At 68.2% G+C, this 19,823-nt stretch carries 14 protein-coding genes; 8 read left to right on the top strand and 6 right to left on the bottom strand.

The annotated features are described in order from the left end of the window. Nucleotides 1-220 precede the first annotated feature (220 nt). The 4 genes from ACIRRA_RS06460 (at nt 221) to ACIRRA_RS06445 (ending at nt 9,017) form a co-directional block, all read left to right on the top strand. Nucleotides 221-1,432: an acetyl-CoA C-acetyltransferase gene (locus tag ACIRRA_RS06460; protein WP_402763950.1), complete on the top strand. Its 1,212-nt coding sequence runs from the start codon at nt 221-223 to the stop codon at nt 1,430-1,432. A 37-nt stretch (nt 1,433-1,469) separates the two neighbouring features. Next, nucleotides 1,470-3,623 carry a 3-hydroxyacyl-CoA dehydrogenase NAD-binding domain-containing protein gene (locus ACIRRA_RS06455; protein WP_402763947.1) on the top strand — a complete coding sequence of 718 codons (2,154 nt, stop codon included), beginning with the start codon at nt 1,470-1,472 and terminating at the stop codon, nt 3,621-3,623. A 192-nt stretch (nt 3,624-3,815) separates the two neighbouring features. Next, on the top strand, nt 3,816-7,433 hold the full coding sequence (locus ACIRRA_RS06450; protein ID WP_402763945.1) for a protein kinase: 3,618 nt from the start codon (nt 3,816-3,818) through the stop codon (nt 7,431-7,433). A gap of 111 nt (nt 7,434-7,544) precedes the next feature. Further along, nucleotides 7,545-9,017 (top strand): alpha/beta hydrolase, encoded by a 1,473-nt coding sequence (locus ACIRRA_RS06445; RefSeq protein WP_402763942.1) that lies wholly within the window; start codon nt 7,545-7,547, stop codon nt 9,015-9,017. A gap of 56 nt (nt 9,018-9,073) precedes the next feature. On the opposite strand, the gene ACIRRA_RS06440 is transcribed toward ACIRRA_RS06445, so the two are convergent. Beyond that, a complete protein-coding gene (locus ACIRRA_RS06440; protein WP_402763939.1) occupies nt 9,074-10,390 on the bottom strand; it encodes a class I SAM-dependent methyltransferase in 1,317 nt (438 codons plus the stop codon). Continuing rightward, nucleotides 10,387-11,835 carry an FAD-binding oxidoreductase gene (locus ACIRRA_RS06435; protein ID WP_402763936.1) on the bottom strand — a complete coding sequence of 483 codons (1,449 nt, stop codon included), beginning with the start codon at nt 11,833-11,835 and terminating at the stop codon, nt 10,387-10,389. Before ACIRRA_RS06435 ends, ACIRRA_RS06440 begins: the two co-directional genes overlap by 4 nt. 353 nt (nt 11,836-12,188) lie before the next feature. Between ACIRRA_RS06435 and ACIRRA_RS06430 the strand changes: the two genes are divergently transcribed. Beyond that, nucleotides 12,189-12,623, top strand: a complete 435-nt coding sequence (locus ACIRRA_RS06430) for an SRPBCC family protein (RefSeq protein WP_354838852.1) — start codon at nt 12,189-12,191, stop codon at nt 12,621-12,623. A gap of 10 nt (nt 12,624-12,633) precedes the next feature. On the opposite strand, the gene ACIRRA_RS06425 is transcribed toward ACIRRA_RS06430, so the two are convergent. Together ACIRRA_RS06425 and ACIRRA_RS06420 are read right to left on the bottom strand one after the other, a co-directional pair. After that, a complete protein-coding gene (locus ACIRRA_RS06425) occupies nt 12,634-12,987 on the bottom strand; it encodes a VOC family protein (RefSeq protein ID WP_402763933.1) in 354 nt (117 codons plus the stop codon). Nucleotides 12,988-13,002: 15 nt separating this feature from the next. Next, nucleotides 13,003-13,812, bottom strand: a complete 810-nt coding sequence (locus ACIRRA_RS06420; protein WP_402763930.1) for a MerR family transcriptional regulator — start codon at nt 13,810-13,812, stop codon at nt 13,003-13,005. Between the two features lie 100 nt (nt 13,813-13,912). Here ACIRRA_RS06420 and ACIRRA_RS06415 point away from each other — a divergent pair, with 100 nt between their 5' ends. Further along, nucleotides 13,913-14,245: a YbaB/EbfC family nucleoid-associated protein gene (locus ACIRRA_RS06415; RefSeq protein WP_354838861.1), complete on the top strand. Its 333-nt coding sequence runs from the start codon at nt 13,913-13,915 to the stop codon at nt 14,243-14,245. 14 nt (nt 14,246-14,259) lie between these two features. Further along, complete coding sequence (recR, locus tag ACIRRA_RS06410; RefSeq protein ID WP_033090831.1) at nt 14,260-14,868, top strand: recombination mediator RecR; 609 nt, start codon at nt 14,260-14,262, stop codon at nt 14,866-14,868. 370 nt (nt 14,869-15,238) lie between these two features. Here recR and ACIRRA_RS06405 read toward each other — a convergent pair whose 3' ends face one another. Both ACIRRA_RS06405 and ACIRRA_RS06400 read right to left on the bottom strand, forming a co-directional pair. Next, a complete protein-coding gene (locus tag ACIRRA_RS06405) occupies nt 15,239-15,880 on the bottom strand; it encodes a hypothetical protein (protein ID WP_402763926.1) in 642 nt (213 codons plus the stop codon). Between the two features lie 16 nt (nt 15,881-15,896). Next, the gene (locus tag ACIRRA_RS06400) at nt 15,897-16,115 is read right to left on the bottom strand and encodes a hypothetical protein (RefSeq protein WP_402763923.1); all 219 of its coding nucleotides are present in this window, start codon (nt 16,113-16,115) and stop codon (nt 15,897-15,899) included. 129 nt (nt 16,116-16,244) lie between these two features. Between ACIRRA_RS06400 and ACIRRA_RS06395 the strand changes: the two genes are divergently transcribed. Next, entirely contained in the window at nt 16,245-19,811 is a 3,567-nt protein-coding gene (locus tag ACIRRA_RS06395) for a DUF2126 domain-containing protein (protein ID WP_402763920.1), read from the top strand. Nucleotides 19,812-19,823 lie beyond the last annotated feature (12 nt).

Genomic DNA, 19,823 nt, shown 5'->3' with positions numbered 1-19,823 from the left:
CGCATGGTTCGGTACTATGATCGGGTGGCCGTGAGTATCGGTTTCGCGAGGTTCTAAGGTATGCCCGGGCGTACGGGCTTCCGGAGCGTCGACAAGCCTGCTCGGGACGCTGTTTGTACAGCGTCTAGGCGATCGGTCGTGGGGCCGGTCGGCGAGGTTATAGCCATGGCACTGCCCGCACAACGCGGTGACGGCGCACCCAAGAGAGGAAAACTCCGATATGACCACAGAGGCCTACATTTACGAGGCCATCCGCACCCCGCGCGGCAAGAACCGGAAGGGCTCGCTGCACTCGGTCAAGCCGATCGACCTGACCACCGGTCTGGTCGAGGAGCTGCGGAACCGGTTCCCGAACCTGGACGAGGACCGCATCTCGGACATCATCCTGGGCGTCGTCTCGCCGGTCGGTGATCAGGGCGCCGATATCGCCCGCACCACCGTGCTCACCGCGAACCTGCCCGACACCGTCGGCGGCGTGCAGATCAACCGCTTCTGCGCCTCCGGCCTCGAGGCCGTCAACATGGCCGCCTCGAAGGTCCGCTCGGGCTTCGACGACCTGGTGCTGGCCGGTGGCGTGGAGTCCATGTCCCGCGTGCCGATGGGCTCCGACGGTGGCGCCATGTTCATGGACCCGTGGACCAGCTACAACGCTTACATTGTGCCGCAGGGCATTTCGGCCGATCTGATCGCCACCATCGAGGGCTTCTCCCGCGACGACGTGGACGCCTACGCGGTCCGCTCGCAGAACCTGGCCGAGCAGGCCTGGAAGAACGGCTACTTCTCGCGCTCCGTCGTCCCGGTCAAGGACATCAACGGCCTGACCGTCCTGGACAACGACGAGCACATGCGTCCCGGCACCACCGCCGCCGACCTGGGCAAGCTGAACCCGGCCTTCGCCGGCATCGGTGACATGGGCGGCTTCGACGCCGTCGCCATGCAGCGCTACACCTACGTCGAGAAGATCGAGCACGTCCACACCGGCGGTAACTCCTCCGGCATCGTCGACGGCGCCGCGCTGGTGCTGGTCGGCTCCGAAGAGGCCGGTGCCGCTTCGGGTCTGACCCCGCGCGCCCGCATCGTCGCCACCGGCACCTCCGGCGCCGACGCCACCATCATGCTGACCGGTCCGACCCCGGCCGCGCACAAGGCGCTGGCCAAGGCGGGCCTGACGGTCGATGACATCGACCTGTTCGAGATCAACGAGGCCTTCGCCTCCGTCGTCCTCAAGTTCCAGAAGGACCTGAACATCCCGGACGAGAAGCTGAACGTCAACGGTGGCGCGATCGCCATGGGCCACCCGCTGGGCGCCACCGGCGCCATGATCACCGGCACCATGGTCGACGAGCTGCACCGCCGCAACGCGCGCTACGCGCTGGTCACCCTCTGCATCGGCGGCGGTATGGGTGTCGCCACCATCATCGAGCGCGTCTGACGCCCACCGACTTTCATCTTCAGGAGAATCGAAAACAATGACCGAGAACATGATCGGCTGGGAAAAGGACGCCGACGGCATCGTCGTGCTGACCATGGACGACCCGAACCAGGGCGCCAATACCATGAACCAGCTCTACAAGGACTCCATGCGGGCCACGGTGGACCGCCTGGTCGCCGAGAAGGACGACATCACCGGTGTCGTCATCACCTCCGCGAAGAAGACCTTCTTCGCCGGCGGTGACCTCAAGAACATGATGCAGACCACCCCGGCGGACGCCGCGGCCATCATGGAGGAACTGACCTTCATCAAGGACGACCTGCGTCGTCTGGAAACCCTTGGCAAGCCGGTGGTTTCGGCCATCAACGGCGCTGCCCTGGGCGGCGGCCTGGAGATCACCCTGGCCACCCACCGCCGCATCGCGGCCGACATCAAGGCCGTGCAGCTGGGCCTGCCCGAGGTCTCCCTGGGCCTGCTCCCGGCCGGTGGCGGCGTCACCCGCATCACCCGCATGCTCGGCATCGCGAACGGCCTGATGGGCGTGCTGCTGCAGGGCCAGAAGTTCAACGCGCAGAAGGCCAAGGCCACCGGCCTGATTCACGAGACCGTCGCCTCCGTCGAGGAGCTGGTCCCGGCCGCCAAGGCGTGGATCAAGGCCAACCCCGAGGCGGGCGTGCAGCCCTGGGACGTCAAGGGCTACAAGATCCCGGGCGGCACCCCCTCCACCCCGTCGCTGGCCGCCAACCTGCCGGCGTTCCCGGCCAACCTGCGCAAGCAGCTCAAGGGCCAGAACATGCCCGCCCCCAAGGCGATCATGTCCGCCGCCATCGAGGGCGCGCAGGTCGACTTCGACTCCGCCTCGCTGATCGAGTCGCGCTACTTCGTGTCCCTGCTGACCGGTCCGGTCGCCAAGAACATGATCCAGGCGTTCTTCTTCGACCTGCAGCACATCAACAACGGCGGTTCGCGTCCGAAGGACGTGCCGAAGCGTGAGATCAAGAAGGTCGGCGTGATCGGCGCGGGCATGATGGGCGCGGGCATCGCGTACGTCACCGCCAAGGCGGGCATCGACGTGGTCCTCAAGGACGTCACCATCGAGGCCGCCAACAAGGGCAAGGACTACTCGGTCAAGCTCGAGGAGAAGGCGCTCTCGCGTGGCAAGACCACCGAGGAGAAGTCCAAGACCCTGCTCGACCGCATCAAGCCGACCGCCGACGCGGCCGACTTCGCGGGCGTCGACTTCGTCATCGAGGCCGTGTTCGAGAACCCCGATCTGAAGGCCAAGGTCTTCCAGGAGATCGAGGACGTCGTGGATGCCGACGCGCTGCTCGGCTCCAACACCTCGACCCTGCCGATCACCCTGCTGGCCAATGGAGTGAAGCGGGCCGAGGACTTCATCGGCATCCACTTCTTCTCGCCGGTCGACAAGATGCCGCTGGTCGAGATCATCAAGGGCGAGAAGACCTCCGACGAGGCGCTGGCCCGGGTGTACGACTACACCCTTGCCATCCGGAAGACCCCGATCGTGGTGAACGACTCGCGCGGCTTCTACACCTCGCGCGTGATCGGCAAGTTCATCAACGAGGCCATCATGATGCTCGGTGAGGGCATCGACCCGCAGACCATCGAGCAGGCCGGTCTGCAGGCGGGCTACCCGGCGGCGCCGCTGAAGCTGTCGGACGAGCTGAACTTCACCACCATGCAGAAGATCTACAAGGAGACCGCCGAGGCGATCACCGCCGCCGGCGGCGAGATCGACGCCGCCTCCGGCGCGACCGCGCAGATCCTCGACAAGCTGGTGGGCGAGTTCGACCGCAAGGGCAAGGCCGGCGGCGCGGGCTTCTACGACTACGCCGACGGCAAGGCCACCGGTCTGTGGTCGGAGCTGCGCTCCACCTTCAAGACCTCCACCGAGCTCCCCGAGGGTGTCACCCTGCAGGACCTCAAGGACCGCATGCTGTTCGCCGAGGCCATCGAGACCCAGAAGTGCTTCGACGAGAACGTGCTGACCTCGACCGCCGACGCCAACATCGGCTCCATCTTCGGCATCGGCTTCCCGGCCTGGACCGGCGGTACCCACCAGTTCATCGTGGGCTACCCGGGTGGACAGGAAGCCTTCGTTGCCCGCGCCGACGAGCTGGCCGCCAAGTTCGGCAGCCGCTTCGAGGTTCCGGCTTCGCTGCGCAAGTAATACGCAGGTAATAACGGCGCTCCTGCGCTGAAACACCCGGCCCGGGTCGCGAATACGCGACCCGGGCCGGGTGTTTTACAGGTGTGTGAAGAGGACCGGACGGGACACCCGGAGCTGAGTGAAAGGTCCACACGCCCGTCCGGTCCGCGCTACGTTGGAATATGCGCGGGAGAACACCGGAGGCAGGTCCAGATGAATCCACAGGCGCGCCCGGGCGGCTCGCGGAGTGAGCAGGCCCCTCCCGAGAACTCCACGCAGTCCTACCTTCCCATGACCCTCGACGACGAGCTCGAGGCCATGGGCCTGTTCGACGCGCAGGAGATCGGCCGGGGCGGTTTCGGGGTGGTATACCGCTGTGCCCAGCGCGCCCTGGACCGGGTGGTGGCGGTCAAGGTGCTGTCCACCGAGATCGACGACGAGAGCCGGGAGCGATTCCTGCGCGAGGAACACGCCATGGGCCGGCTGTCGGGGCATCCGAACATCGTCGACATCCTGCAGGTGGACGTGACGCCCAGCGGGCGGCCCTTCATCGTGATGCCCTATGCCACCCGCGGTTCCCTGGAACAGGTGGTGCGGGACAGCGGGCCGCTGTCCTGGACGGATTCGGTTCGGGTCGGGGTGAAGCTGGCGGGGGCCATCGAGACCGCGCACCGGGTCGAAGTGCTGCACCGGGATGTGAAGCCGGCGAATGTGCTGCTGAGCCGGTACGGGGAACCGCAGCTCACCGACTTCGGAATCGCCCGCATCCCAGGGGGTTTCCGCACCTCGACGAGTCTGATCACCGGTTCGCCCGCGTTCACCGCGCCCGAGGTGCTCAAGGGCGACGAGCCGACCGTGCGCTCGGATGTGTACGGGCTGGGATCCACCCTCTTCGCGCTGCTGACCGGTCACGCCGCCTTCGAACGGCAGGCCGGGGAGAAGATCGTGGCGCAGTTCCTGCGCATCACCAGTCAGCCGGTGCCGGATCTGCGGGAGCTCGAGATTCCGCCCGACGTGGCGGCGGCCATCGAGGCGGCCATGTCGCCGGATCCGCGTGATCGGCCCGGCAGCGCCGTGGAATTCGGGGAGCTGCTGCGGACCGTGCAGGGCGAGCACGGGCAGGTCCCGGACGAGATGGCGCTGCTCGAGGGTGAACAGCCCGGGGCGGACGGCGCGGATTCCGCTGCCACCCGGACATATTCGCACCGACGGACGCACACCGTGGTGACCGCCCCGCGCACCCGCTCGCTGACGCTGCGCCCGCAGGGCAATCCCAGCGCCGTGTTCGGGGCCGCCGGCACTACCGAGTTCGGGGCCGTCGGCAATACGCTGCCGCCCACGGCCACAACGAAATTCCTGCCCCCGATGCCGGCGCGCGAGCCGATACCGCGCCCGCGCCTGCTGGAACCGCTGCGCGCGGGCGGTCGCCGCCGGCTGGCGGTGATCCACGCCCCGGCCGGATTCGGCAAGAGCACCGTCGCCGCGCAGTGGTGTGCCGAGCTCACCGATCGCGGGGTTGCGGTGGCCTGGATCGGCATCGACCGTGACGACGACAACGAGGTGTGGCTGCTGGCCCACATCATCGCCGCCATCCGCAAGGTGCGGCCGGAGATCGGCGCGGGGCTCGAGCAGTTGCTGGAGGAGCGGCCCGCCGAGGCGGTGCCGTACGCGGTGTCGGCGTTGATCGACGAGGTGCAGGCGAGCGGGAGCCCGGTGGTCGTGGTGGTGGACGACTGGCATCGGATCACCGACGCGGGGGCGCAGCGGGTGATGGAGTCGCTGCTCGACAACTGTTCGCACGACCTGCGTTTCGTCATCACCAGCCGGGAGCGGGCCGGGCTGCCGCTGAGCCGCCTGCAGGTGGCCGACGAACTGGTGGAGATCGGCTCCCGTCAGCTGCGGCTGACCGAGGCGGAGACCCGGCAGATCCTGGTCGGGCGCATGGGGCTGAAGCTGAGCGAGCGGCAGGTGGAACAGATCCACACCGCCACCGACGGCTGGCCCGCCGCGATCCAGCTGGCGGGGCTGTCGCTGCGGTCGGCCGACCACGACGTGGACCGGTTGATCACTGGACTCTCCGGCGACAACAAGGCGATTCGCGAGTACCTCGCCGAGAACGTGCTCGACACCATCGAGCCGCGCATGCTCGAATTCCTCAGTGCCATAGCGGTTCCCGAACGTGTGAACGCCTCGCTGGCCGAGGCGCTGTCCGGCGCGAAGGACGCCGCCGATCTGCTGGATCAGGCCGAGCGGCGGGAACTGTTCGTGCACCGGCTTGCCGACGATCCGAGCTGGTACCGGATGCAGCCGGTGGTGGCCGAGCACCTGCGCACCCGCCTGGACCGCGCCCAGCCCGGGCAGCTGAAGAAGTTGCACGGCAAGGCCTCTCGCTGGTTCGCGGAACACAATTTGATCAAGCAGTCGGTGGATCACGCGCTGGCCGCCACCGATCTGAAGTACGCGCTGGACCTGGTCGAGAAGGGCGGCATGGACCTGATCGACAGCTCCCGGCTGGCGACCCTGTTCGGTACGGTGTCGAAACTGCCGGTGCAGCAGGTGACTTCGCGTTCCAAGCTGCTGATGGCGCTGGCCCGGGCCAATGTGAACCTGCAGCAGTCCGGTGCGGCCCGCACCGCGCTGGGGCGGTTGTCGAACATGCTGGCGCGCAGTGGCACCGACGACGCCGAGGCGGTGACCCAGCGCTGTCAGGCGGCGGTGCTGGCCGCCGCCGATCAGGTGGCCCGCGACCGCACCGAGGGCGTGCTCGACAAGATCACCGAATGCCTGAAGCTGGCCGACGACCTCCCGGCGTGGACGGTGTCGACGGCCGCGAATCTGGCCTCCTTCGTGCGCCTGTGCGACTTCGACTTCGAGGGCGCCCGGGACATGCAGGAGTGGGCCGCGCCCTATCACGTGCGGTCGGCCGATCCGCTGGGCGAGGTGTTCGGCCGCTGCGCGCAGGGCGCCGCCGCGTACGAGCAGCTCGATATCGACACCGCCACCCGGTGTTTCGAGCAGGCGTGGCAGACCGCCCGCGACCGCGCGGGGTCGCGCTCGAACTCGGCGCGGGTGGCGGCCGCGCTGCTGGGCGAGGTGGCCTACCGGCGTGGAGACCTCGACAGCGCCGAGCGGCTGCTGGATCAGAGCCACGAACTGACCGCCCGGGTCGGCCCGGTGGACTTCCTGGTCACCATCTTCGTGAGCGGGGCCCGGGTGAAGGCCGTCCGCGGTGACCTGGAGACCGCCGCGGCGCGGCTGGACGAAGGCGCGCGCATCGCGGCCGACCGCCGGCTCACCCGTCTGGCCGCCCAGGTCCGGGCCGAGCGCCTGCGGCTGGGCCTGCCCGCCGATTCCCTGACCGCGGGCCTGGTCACCGACCCGGCGGTCCGCCCGCTGCGGCACGCCACCGGTGCGGCGGCGCTGGCCGCCGAGGCGGAGGAGATCGCCACCATCCGCGCCCTGCTGGCCCGGCACTACCGCGGCGAGGACCGCGCCACCGACGACCTGGCCCCGCTCGGCACCGACGACACCGCGGTCAAGCGCGCCCGTGCCCTGTATTCGCGTATCCGCGAACAGCATCGGCCGCGCGCCGAACTCGACGCGGCGCTGCTGCTGGCCGAATGCCTGTCGGTCTCCGGTTGGCTCGGGGAGTCCATCGCGGTGCTCACCCCGGTGGTGGTCCGCTGTGCCGGGCTGGGCTGGTCCCGGCCGCTGCTCGATGCCGGGCCGGGCGTGGTGAACATCCTGCGCACCATGCGCCATGAGATGCCGCTGGACGCCGATACCGATGCGCCGGAGCTGCCGCGGCGATTTCTCGATTCGCTGCTCTGAGCAGCGGATTCGGCGGTACGGCCGGCGAATTCGGGCGAGCGCGCCCAGCATCCAGGCTTCGTGCAGCCTATTCACAGGGTTTCTCGAGGAACGGTGTCGAGAATCGCCGACGTGCCTGTGACGACGATGCTGCAGTCCCCGCCCGCTGTGCCTCCGGCGCCGCAGTTGCCCGCACAGACCCAGACCGGGTTCGGGGGCGGGTTCCACCACGGGGTTTCACTGCTGCACGGCTGGCTGCCCCAGGTGATCACCTTCGTCGCGGTCTTCCTGCTGGTGGTGGCGTTCGCACGGTTCACCCGCCGCTGGTGGCTGCTCTGGGTGCCCGTCTGTGTGGTGTTCGCGCTCGGGGTGGTGTGGGCCTCCTGGATGTACACCAACAACGAGGGGCTGGCGTCGGATCCGGCCCCGGTGCTGCTGTGGGTCGCGATCGGCCTGGCGGGGGCGGCGCTCGCCGCCGCGGTGGTCGGCATCCGGACCGGTGGCTGGTGGCAGCGGATCGTGGCCGTGCTGGCGGTGCCGGCGGCGCTGCTGAACGTGGGTGTCGTGCTGAATCAGTGGGTGGGGTACTACCCGACCGCGAATGCGGCGTGGGCCGCCGTGACGGCGGAACCGCTGCCGCATCAGACCAACCTGGATTCGCTGGCGTCGCTGCGGAACACGAATGTGGGAGCCGGGCGGATCGTGCCGGTGGACATTCCGGAATCGGGTAGCCACTTCAATCACCGCACCGAATACGTGTACCTGCCGCCGGCCTGGTTCCAGGGCGACAAGCCGCCCACCCTGCCGGTGGTCATGATGATCGGCGGCGAGTTCAATACGCCCGCGGACTGGGTGCGCAGCGGTCAGATCATGCCCAGCGTGGACGATTTCGCGAAGTCCAACAGCGGCCTTACGCCGATCCTGGTGTTCGTCGATTCCGGCGGCAGTTTCAACAACGACACCGAATGCGTGAACGGCCCGCGTGGCGACGCGGCCGACCACCTCACCAATGATGTGCCCGCATATGTGGAATCGACCTTCGGCGCGTCCGCGGATCCCGCGAAGTGGGGGATCGTCGGATGGTCCATGGGCGGAACGTGCGCGGTGGATCTGGCGACCATGCATCCGGAACTGTTCGGCACGTTCGTGGATATCGCGGGTGATCTCGGTCCGGCCGCGGGCAACAAGGAGCAGTCCGTCAAGCGGCTCTTCGGCGGCAGCGAGCAGGCATGGGCGGCCTTCGATCCCACGACGGTGATGCAGAAGCACGGCCCGTATGCCGATACGGTCGGCCTGTTCGACGATCTGACGCCGCCCGCGTGGCAGAAGAAGATGGCCTCCGATCCCAAGGTGAAGGCCTACATGCAGCAGCAGTCGATCGACGAGAGCAAGGTCGGCATGGGCGGCAAGGACGGCGTCTACGACACCGGCGAGGTCGGCGCGGCCGAGGCGCTCTGCGCCCAGGGACAGCAGGTCAATATCAACTGCACCGTGCACACCACCGAGGGCGGCCACACCTGGCAGTTCGCTGCGGCGGCCTTCACCTCGTCATTCCCGTGGATGACCGCGCGATTGGGAATTCCGGTGGCGGGTCTGTCCTCGTAGAAGCGAAAGCAGGCGTGCGGTGAAAGCCGCACGCCTGCTTCGTCTTACGAGGGTTCTTACGCCTTCCACCAGGGGCGTAGCGGCACGGTCCACTCCTGGTCCGCGCCGAGCTTGACGCCCAGGATCTGGTGCAGCTGCACCACATTGCGTTCGAAGCCGAGCTGACAGCCGGCCATGTAGAGCCCCCACACCTTGGCGGTGCCCTCGCCGACCTCCTCGACGGCGGCGTCCCAGTTCTTCACCAGGTTGTCGCACCATTCGGCGAGGGTGAGGGCGTAGTGCTGGCGCAGGTTCTCCTCGTGCAGCACCTCGAGGCCCACGTTCTGGACCTCGGAGATGATGCGGCCGGAGCCGGCCAGTTCGCCGTCGGGGAAGACGTAGCGGTCGATGAAGTCGCCCGCCTTGGTGATGCGGGTGTTGTCCGGCCGGGTGATGGAGTGGTTCAGGAACAGGCCGCCGACCTTCAGCTTGGACTTGATGAATTCGAAGTAGGCGGGGTAGTTGTGCACGCCGATGTGCTCGGTGAGCCCGATGGAGGAGACCGCGTCGAACTCACCCTCGCGCACGTCGCGGTAGTCGCTGTGGCGCACCTCGGCGAGGTCGGACAGGCCCTCCTCGGCGATCTTGGCGTGCGCCCACTCGGCCTGCTCGGCCGAGAGGGTGGCGCCGATGACCCGCACGCCGCGCTTGGCGGCGTAGCGCACCATGCCGCCCCAGCCGCAGCCGATGTCGAGCAGCCGGTCGCCGGGCTTCAGGTTCAGCTTTTCGAAGACCAGGCGGTACTTGTTCTCCTGGGCCTGCTCCAGCGTCCAGGCCGGGTCCTCGTAGGACGCGCAGGTGTATGTCATGGACGGGCCCAGTACGTACTCGTAGAACGTGTTGGACACGTCGTAGTGGTGGTGGATGGCCTCGGCGTCACGAGTCTTGCTGTGCCGCAGGCCTTCCAGCGCGATGCGCCGCCAGCGCGGCATGGCCTCCTGTGGCGGCGGGGGCACCGGCTTGAGCAGTTCCCAGCCCAGCGAGCGGGCGATGACCACCAGCTGCAGGGCGGTGGGGCGGCGGAACTTCAAGCCCGCCATGGCCTTCAGCAGAGCGTAGGGGTCGCCGGGTTCGACGCCGTGGGCGATCAGGTCACCGGAGATGTAGGCGCGGGCCATGCCCAGGTCGCCGGGTGCGGTGGCGATGAAGTTGACGCCGCGCGGGGTGGTGATCTCCAGGCCGAACTCCGAGTCCTCCGGTCCGGCGCTGCTGCCGTCGTAACAGGTCAGGCGGATCGGTACGGGTCCGTCGAGGAGGGTCTCGAAGATCTCGGCAATGCTGAGTTTTGTTCCGAGCTCGGCGAATACGTCGGAACGGTCCTTGTACGTGGTCACTTGCGTTGCACCGCCTTCGAATACAGATCCAGTAGACGAGAATCCGGGTCGTAGCGTTTCTTGAGGGTGGAGTACGTATCGCCGCCGTAGTAGAGGGAGGCGAATTCATCCTGGTCGTAGAAGGAGTCCGAATACAGGGATTTATGACCGTCCAGTTCGGACACCTTGCGCTCGATGGCACGGTTGGCCGCGCCGTCGGGTTGTCCCGGCACGGTCGGCACGGCCGACCAGAAACCGACATTGACGTAGATGCGGCCGGGCTCCAGCGGATAGAGCGGCCAGGGGCGTTCGGCCGCGCCCCGCACTTCCGCGCGGGTGTCGCGCAATCGCAAGGGGCACAACCAGATCGGCTCGATGGGGATCTCGCGTAGGAACCACTCCACGAAATCCGCGGTGTGCTCGAGGGGCACCTCGATGTCCTGCACCACTCGTTCGCGCGGCGGATTCCCGTGCCGCGCCTCGATCTTGTCGCCGATCGCGTACCTGTGATCCAGCGCGATGAGCTTCCAGTAGAAGCTGGAGCGCCGATACCGCTGGGGCCAGAAGCGCCGGATCCGCGGGTTCTGTGCCCCGAATGCCCGTGAGCACCAGAACCAGTCGGTGTCCCAGCGCCACAGGTAGTCGTGGATGGTCAGCCGATCGCGCTTGGGCCGCGCCGAATCGTGCTGGATGGATCGGTAGTAGATGTCCATGCCGGTGTAGTCGCTGACCGGGCCGGGCTCGTCGGTCTGGCGGCCCAGGATGAGATAGCTTTCGTCGGCGGTGAAGACCACGCCGTCGAGGTAGTCGACCGGCTCGCCGTCGTGGGAGCGGTCCGCGATGATCTGTGTCATCGTCGCCTCCAGCTCCCGCAGATCGTGGAACCGTATGTGCCGCAATGCCACGTAGGGCAGTACCGGCTCGAGTTCTATCTTCAGCCGGGTCGAGTACCCGAGCGTGCCGTAGGAATTCGGGAATCCGCGGAACAGATCCGCGTGTTCACCGTCCGGGGTGGCGGTGACGATCTCACCGGCGCCGGTCAGCACGTCGATCTCGAGCACGGATTCGTGCGGGAGACCGTTGCGGAACGAGGTGGACTCGATGCCCAGTCCGGTGACGGCGCCACCCAGGGTGATGGTCTTCAGCTGCGGGACCACGAACGGGGCCAGCCCGTAGCGCAGGGTGGTGGCGACCAGGTCCTCGTAGGTGGTCATGCCGGCCACGTCGGCCGTGCGGACCTCCGGGTCCACCGCGATGACCTGCGTCAATCCGGACACATCGAGGCCGGGTGCGGTGCTGCGCGCCCGGGCCCGGAAGAGGTTGGACGTCTTCTTGGCCAGCCGTACGTTCGCATCCGGCGGGATGGCGCGGTACGAGGCCAGGAGGCGATCGACTCCGGCCCGATGCGCGGCGAAACCTGATTCCTGTGCGGCCGGTGCGCGGCCGGCCTTCCCCAACAGACTCACTGCCACCTTCGGAAACCTAGCGTGCACCGACCGGTACGGCCAGCAGGGGAGTACCGGCGGGGCGGGTTTTCACGCACAGTTTGCATGCGTGTCGGCGGGTGCGACCTGCCGTGTAGCGAGGGTATTCCCGCCCTCGCCGTGATGATTGTTACTTCAGCTAACAATTGGGTTACGGTGCTGCCAGGCGCTTTACGGCGGGTCGTCGAGCTCCTGATCGAACCGTCGTCGCCGGCGCCGGCCGGCAGCCGACCCGACGCGGCGCAGCGAACCGGCGCACCCGGACGCGGCGTAGCATGACCCGCGGTAGCAGGGCAGAGTGCCGGTCGGCCCGCGCAATCACTAAGGAGCACATGGTGGGACAGGTCAGCGCCTCCAGTTCGATCGTCGTCGCGGCGGATCCGAAGCGCACCCTCGACGCGATCGCCGATTACGAGACAGTGCGGCCCAAGATCCTCTCCGCGCACTACCGCGACTACAAGGTGGTCGAGGGCGGCCAGGGCGCCGGCACCGTCGCGGAGTGGACCCTGCAGGCCACCGAGAAGCGCTCCCGCAATGTGCGCGCGGCCATCTCGGTCTCCGATTCCATGGTGACGGAACGGGATTCGAACTCCTCCATGGTCACCGCCTGGACCGTGACCCCCTCGGGCACCGGCTCGCTGGTCACCGTGCGCACCACCTGGAAGGGTGCGGGCGGCATCGGCGGCATCTTCGAGGGCATCTTCGCGCCGCTCGGCCTGAAGAAGATCCAGGCCGAGGTGCTCGAGAACCTGAAGCGCGAGCTCGCCTAGCAAGCAGGGGTCAGCCCTCGCCGCCGATATCGAAGAGGTTGCCCTCCGGGTCCGTCAGCGTCGCCCACTTCACGCCGTATTCGTCGAAGTCCGCGAGATGCTTGGCCCCGAGGGCAACCGCGCGCTCCACCTCGGTGGTCAGGGCGCTGCCTGCACTCAGATCGACGTGCACGACGTTCTTGCCCGGGTTCTTGTCCGGCACCTGGACGAACATGAACGTCGGGGTGGCGGCGGCGTTGTCGATGGTCGCGAAATGCTCGTTCGCGCCCTCGTCGACCGGGCGGTCCAGCAGCTGCGCGTAGAAGCCCGCCAGCGCGGCGGCGTCGTGGCAGTCGAAGACGATATTGCCGAGGGACAGTGCCATGGATTCTCTCCTTCTTCAGAGCCGGCCGATGGGCCAGCAGACTTCGGTGCGGTAGTCGGCGGGCCCGGCGTCACCGGGCCCGACCAGGTAGATCTCGCGCACGGGTTCGGCGAGCGCGGTGTCGTGTTCGGCCACATGGCTACCCAGCGCGCCATAGGTGCGGTCGAATTCGGTGAACGGGCCCGCGTGGACGGCGATGGCGAACCGGCGGGCGGGCAGGTCGAGGAGGGTCCCGGCGTCGATACGGTCCCGGTGCCGCTCGTCGATGGGCACGAAGGTGACGACTTCGCCCCGGTCGTATTCGAAGAACTCCGGCGCGTAGGTGGCGCCACCCGGTCCGGAGGGTGCGAGGTTCGCGGCGGTCAGTTGCGCATACATGGTTCCGTAGCTGTGCTCACACCACGCATCGCACTCCTCGCGCGCCACTTCCGATCTCATGGCCAGCGCCGGATAGCTTGCGACGGAACGGTATTCGACGTTGATCCCGGTCGCCGGCAGCAGGAGCGCCCGGAGCGAGGCCACCACATCGCGGGTGCGCACCAGCTCGGCCTCCATGCGCTCGAGATGCGCCCGGATGGCCGCGTCCCGAGCCGCCTGATCCGGGGCGGCCATCACCGCCTTGATCTCCGGCAATGGCATGTTCAGCTCGCGCAGCCGCTTGATCAAGTGTGCCTGGTCCACCTGCTCGGTCGAATAGAACCGGTAGCCGGAGCCCGGGTCGATCGCGACCGGGGCGAGCAGATCGATCTCGTGGTAGTACCGCAGCGTCTTGATGGTCAGGTAGGTGAGCCGGGAGAACTCGCCGATCGGAACCGTTGCCGTCATGCCCTAAGCGAACACCCTCCAGCGAGGGGAGAGTCAAGCAGCGCGGAGCGCGTCGCCGACTAGGCTGGGGGCGATCACCATCCCCCAGGAAGGACGCGCCGTGCAGCCCGGTGAAGGTTTCGATTTCCAGCAGTTGATGGCCCAGGCCCAGCAGATGCAGCAGGCCGTCATGGCCGCGCAGCAGGAGATCGCGGAGTCGGAGGTCGAGGGCGAGGCGGGCGGTGGCCTGGTGCGCGCCCGGATCCGCGCCACCGGCGAGGTGCTGGCGCTGACCATCGACCCGAAGGTGGTCGATCCCGAGGATGTGGACACGCTGCAGGATCTGATCATCGGCGCGCTCAACGACGCCATGGAGACCGCGCAGAATCTGGCCGCCGAGCGGCTGGGCCCGCTGGCCGGCGGTCTCGGCGGCGGCGCGCTGCCCGGACTCTGATCGGGGCTGGGTAGGTGTACGAGGGTCCGGTTCAGGATCTCATCGACGAGTTGGGCAAGCTGCCCGGCGTCGGCCCGAAGAGCGCGCAGCGCATCGCATTTCATCTCCTCTCGGTGGAGCCGCCGGAGATCGATCGGTTGCAGGCGGCCCTGCAGAAAGTGCGGGACGGCGTGCGGTTCTGCGCCGTCTGCGGCACCGTCTCCGACGGTGAACTGTGCCGTATCTGCGCCGATCCGCGGCGCGATCGCACCATGATCTGCGTGGTCGAGGAGCCCAAGGATGTGCAGGCCATCGAGCGCACCCGTGAATTCCGCGGGCGCTATCACGTGCTCGGCGGTGCGCTCGACCCGCTGTCGGGTATCGGCCCGGATCAGTTGCGCATCCGGGAATTGCTGACGCGCATCGGAAATCAGGACGACGGCGTGGATGTCACCGAGGTGATCATCGCCACCGACCCGAATACCGAGGGCGAGGCGACGGCCACCTACTTGGTCCGCATGCTGCGCGATTTCCCGGGACTGAGCGTGACGCGCCTGGCCTCGGGCCTGCCCATGGGCGGCGATCTGGAATTCGCCGACGAATTGACCCTGGGCCGCGCCCTTTCCGGGCGTCGCGCCCTGTAAGTGGTTTACCGGGATCGGGTTATGTCCAGGTCGGCGGCGCGGGGAGCGCCGCCGGCTGCGGGCAGGGGATGTGCTGAACGTTCCTGGGGATATCGGCCCCGGCCCCGCTGGCGTGCAATGCCACGGCGATAGCGAAGGTAGCCGCCAAACCGGCCACGACTGCCAAACCCTTACGCAAGGTCCTGGTCTTCAAGGACTGGCGTAGCTTCGACGGGCGTAGCTTCATTTTTCGCTCCTCGCCTCGGTGAGTAATGCGTACAAGCTCGGAAACACCGCGTGCAATTAGCGAAATGCTAGCTTTCCTGCGCGTGCGCAGCCTTCATTCCGGGGGGCTGGAAGTGGAAATTGAAATCTGTCCGTTATTCGACGGTCAGAACGTGAGACGTTGCCAATCCAGCGCGGCGAATCCCGAACGATCTCCGGTGGCCCAGCCCCACATCAGATCGGCCACAATTCGCGGGTCGTTAGCGGTGGCGGCGAAATGCTTGTCGGCGGACCCTTCCCGGTATTCCAGGTCGTAATGCCCGTCCGGATGCCGATAGGTCTGGATGTAGATCTGATCTCCGGTTTCCACGATCAGATACGGACCGGGCTGTCCCAGCTCCGGAATCCACAGCTCCACCAGTTGCCGTGTCAGATACGGGAATTCACCCGCCCCGCCGTGCGTGACGGCGGCCGTGATCGATTCGGCCGGATCCACCAGCCAGGCCAGCTGCGGGTCCCACAGCGCATAGTCGTGCGGGGTGCCCAGCTCGAACAGCAGCCCGCGCACATGCCCGATGGCGTCGTAGGGGGTGGACACGAACAGGGCGTCGCCCAGCACGCCGTCGACGGCGGGCGAGCCCAGGAAGCTGTCCGCCTCGGGCAGTTCGCCATTGCGCTCGTCCAGCTCGGCCGCGATCTCGGCGACGGCGTCACCGGCCGGTCTGCCGTCCTGCGCGGTCAGGTACGTGTCCACCTCGGCGGGGGACACGGCGGCTCCGGAGGGCAGCAGAACGAGGTCGTAGCTCACCCGGCCAGGCTAATGGCTAGCCGGCGCGGGTCCGCCGCCCGGTGTCCGCCGCGGCGGCGGCACAGCCGCAGCCGCCCGCCATATCGGAGCAGTCGGCCACGAACAGATGCCGCGACCGATCGGTCTCGAGGCAGTCGGATTCGGTGCATTCCACCGATCCGGCGGCGTGCACGATCAGTGTCCCGTGACAGTGATCGAGGGCCGATTCGCACGGTGAGCAATCCGCAGGATGCACCGCAACCTCCTTCACGCGTCGTTACGGTGATATCACCCGCGTGCGACATCTGCGGGAGCTCACCGCGTGTCGCCCGAACTGTCGGAAAAACTCCAGCGTGTCCCGGCCTTCGCGTGGTGAACTGGACAGATGGGGATCAAGGTTTCCCTCGAACACCGCACCACCTATTCCTTCGACCATCCCGTGCGCGTCCATCCGCATGTGGTCCGCCTGCGACCCGCCCCGCACACGCGCACCGCCATCGAGGCGTACTCGATGCGGGTGACCCCGGGGAACCACTGGGTGAACTGGCAGCAGGACGCGTTCGGAAATTTCCTGGCGCGCTTGATCTTCCACGAGCCCACGCCGGAACTGTCCATCGTGGTCGGGCTGATCGCCGATATGGACGCCATCAATCCCTTCGATTTCTTTGTCGAGGAGCACGCCGAGCATTTCCCGTTCGGCTACTCGCCGCAGTTGTCCGCGGACCTCGAGCCCTATCTGCGGCCGGTGGACGAGGGTGGATCCGGTTCCGGCCCCGGCGCTTCGGTGCGGGACTGGGTGCGCCGCCACACGCCGTCGGACCGGCCGCGCACCATCGACTTCCTGATCGCGGTGAATCAGGCGCTACGCCACGATGTCGCGTACACCATCCGGATGGAGCCGGGCGTGCAGTCGCCGGATCACACGCTGCGCGCCGCTCTCGGCTCGTGCCGGGATTCGGCCTGGCTGCTGGTGTCCATCCTGCGGGAATTCGGGCTGGCCGCCCGCTTCGTCTCCGGGTACCTCATCCAATTGGCCCAGGACGTACCGTCTCTGGACGGACCCTCCGGGCCGCCCGCCGATTTCACCGACCTGCACGCCTGGACCGAGGTGTACCTGCCCGGCGCGGGCTGGGTGGGCCTGGACCCCACCTCGGGCCTGTTCGCGGGGGAGGGCCACATTCCGCTGGCCGCCACCCCGCATCCGGTCTCGTCGGCGCCGATCACCGGATCCACCGACCCGGTCGCCGCCAGCCTCGACTTCTCCAACACCGTGCGCCGGATCCACGAGGATCCGCGAGTCACCCTGCCCTACACCGATTCCCAGTGGGAGCGCATCCGCGCCGCGGGCGCGGAGGTGGACGCCCGCACCGAGGCCGCCGGGATCGGCCTGACCATCGGCGGTGAACCCACCTTCGTCTCCCTCGACGATCAGACCGGTCCGGAATGGACCACCGGGGCCGACGGTCCGCGCAAGCGCGAACGCGCCGCCGACCTGGCCGAACGCCTGCGCCGCATCTACGCGCCGACCGGCCTGGTGCAGTACCGCCAGGGCAAGTGGTATCCGGGAGAACCACTGCCGCGCTGGGAAATCGCCATGCTGTGGCGCGACGACGACGAACCGCTCTGGCGGCACCCCGACCTGCTCGCCCACCCCTGGCTCCCGCTGGCCGGCAACGCGGGTGGGGCCGCCGCGGGGACACCCGCTCCGACCGAACAGCGGCGGGCCGCGCCGGGCGACGCACGTCGATCGCGTGGCTCGGGCCCGGTGACCGAAATGCTCGGCGCAGCGGATGTTTCGAGTTCGGACGGTATGGCCGAGCGTCGGGTGGTCGCGTCGAATCCGGATGGTCCCTCGCCGGAGCCGGCCGTGACCGTGACGGAACCGTCGTGTCGCCCGGACGCACGGGTCGCGCGGGCGGTGATCGCCCACATCGCACGGGGCTTGGGGCTGCCGGACAGTCAGGTGCGGCCCGCCTACGAGGATTCGCTGCTCCGGATGGCCGCCAAGGCCGCTGTGCCACAGGGTGATCCGGTCGGTGCCGACGAGGATCTGGACAGCGGCGGGGATTCGCCGTTGGCGCGCAGCGCGCTGCTGGCTCGGCTGGATGCAGCCGTCGGCGAGCCTGCCGCCTACGTGCTGTCGCTGTATCGCCGGGACGACGAGGCCGGGTGGGCGAGCGCCGACTGGAAGCTGCGGCGCGGTCGAATCGTCCTGACGGAGGGCGATTCCCCGGCCGGACTGCGGTTGCCACTGCGGTCCGTCACCTGGAACGCGCCGCCGCCGCGACCCGAGGCGGACCCGTTCGCGCCGCGCCCGCCGCTGGCCGCGGATGAGCCGCCCGCGGTGGTGGAGTCCGCCGAGCGCGCGCCGATCACCGCGCTGGTCGCCGAGGTCCGCGACGGCCGGCTGTTCGTATTCCTGCCTCCCGTCCAGGAATTCGGCGCGTTCTGCGATCTGGTGCGCCGGGTCGAGGAAGCCGTCGTCGCGGTCGGGCGGCCGGTCGTGCTGGAGGGTTATCCGGCCCCGGTGGACGGCCGGCTGCATACCCTGTCCCTGGCTCCCGACCCGGGCGTGATCGAGGTGAACGTCCAGCCCACCACCGATTTCACCGAGCAGTCGCGGCTGCTGGAGACGCTCTACGAACAGGCCCGGCTGGCCCGGCTGAGCACCGAATCCTTCGATGTGGACGGCACCGACCGTGGCACCGGCGGCGGCAACCACATCACGCTCGGCGGCCGCACCCCGGCGCGCTCACCCCTGCTGCGCCGCCCGGACCTGCTGGTGTCCCTGCTCACCTACTGGCAGCGGCATCCGGCGCTGTCCTATCTGTTCTCGGGCCGGTTCATCGGACCGACCTCGCAGGCGCCACGCGTCGACGAGGGCCGCGAGGACGCACTCTACGAACTGGAGATCGCCTTCGCCGAGATCGACCGCCTGAGCCGGGCTGCCGCGGCCACCGATCCCGACGAGCCGGCCGCGCCGCGCTGGGCGGTCGATCGCGCGCTACGCCACCTGCTCACCGACCTCACCGGCAATACCCACCGCGCCGAATTCTGCATCGACAAGCTCTACAGCCCGGATTCGGCGCGCGGCCGCCTCGGACTGGTGGAGTTGCGTGGCTTCGAGATGCCGCCGCACTTCCGCATGGCCATGGTGCAGTCGCTGCTGGTGCGGGCGCTGGTGCTGCGGTTCTGGGAACACCCCTACACCGCGCCGTTGCTCCGCCACGGCGCCAACCTGCACGGGCGCTACCTGCTGCCGCATTTCCTGCAGGCCGATATCGCCGAGGTGGCGGCCGATCTGCGCACGCACGGCATCGAATTCGACACCAGCTGGCTGGATCCGTTCTCGGAGTTCCGTTTTCCCCGGTTCGGCACGGTGGTACTCGGGGATATGGAAGTGGAACTGCGCGCGGCGATCGAGCCGTGGAACACCCTCGGGGAACAGACCACCGTGTCCGGGACCGCGCGATACGTGGACTCCTCGGTCGAGCGCCTGCAGGTCCGGGTGACCGGGGCGGACCGGGACCGGTATGCGGTGACCTGCAACGGTTTCCCGCTGCCCCTCATCCCGGCCGGCCGGGCGGACGTGCAGGTGGCGGGCGTGCGGTATCGGGCGTGGCAGCCGCCGGAGTCGCTGCATCCGACGATCACGGTGGACGCGCCGCTGATCTTCGACGTGGTCGAACTGCAGACCGGCCTGTCCCGCGGCGGCTGCACGTATCACGTGAGCCATCCGGGCGGTATGTTCTATGCCGGGCCGCCGGTGAATTCGGTGGTGGCGCAATCCCGGCGCAATCGGCGATTCGAATCCTCCGGGCACACCCCGGGCCCGGTCGATATCGCGGATTTGCGTGCCAAAATGGCCATACAGGCAACAGATGTCGGTGCGCCCGGAATACTCGATCTGCGCCGGGCGCGGACCGTGTGGGGCGTCGGCGGCGATCGATAGGCATACCCGGGG

The organism is Nocardia sp. NPDC101769, from assembly GCF_044766925.1.
Lineage (GTDB): Bacteria > Actinomycetota > Actinomycetes > Mycobacteriales > Mycobacteriaceae > Nocardia.
Note: the sequence above shows the minus strand (reverse complement) of the source record. Positions and strands in the feature narration are given on the sequence as shown.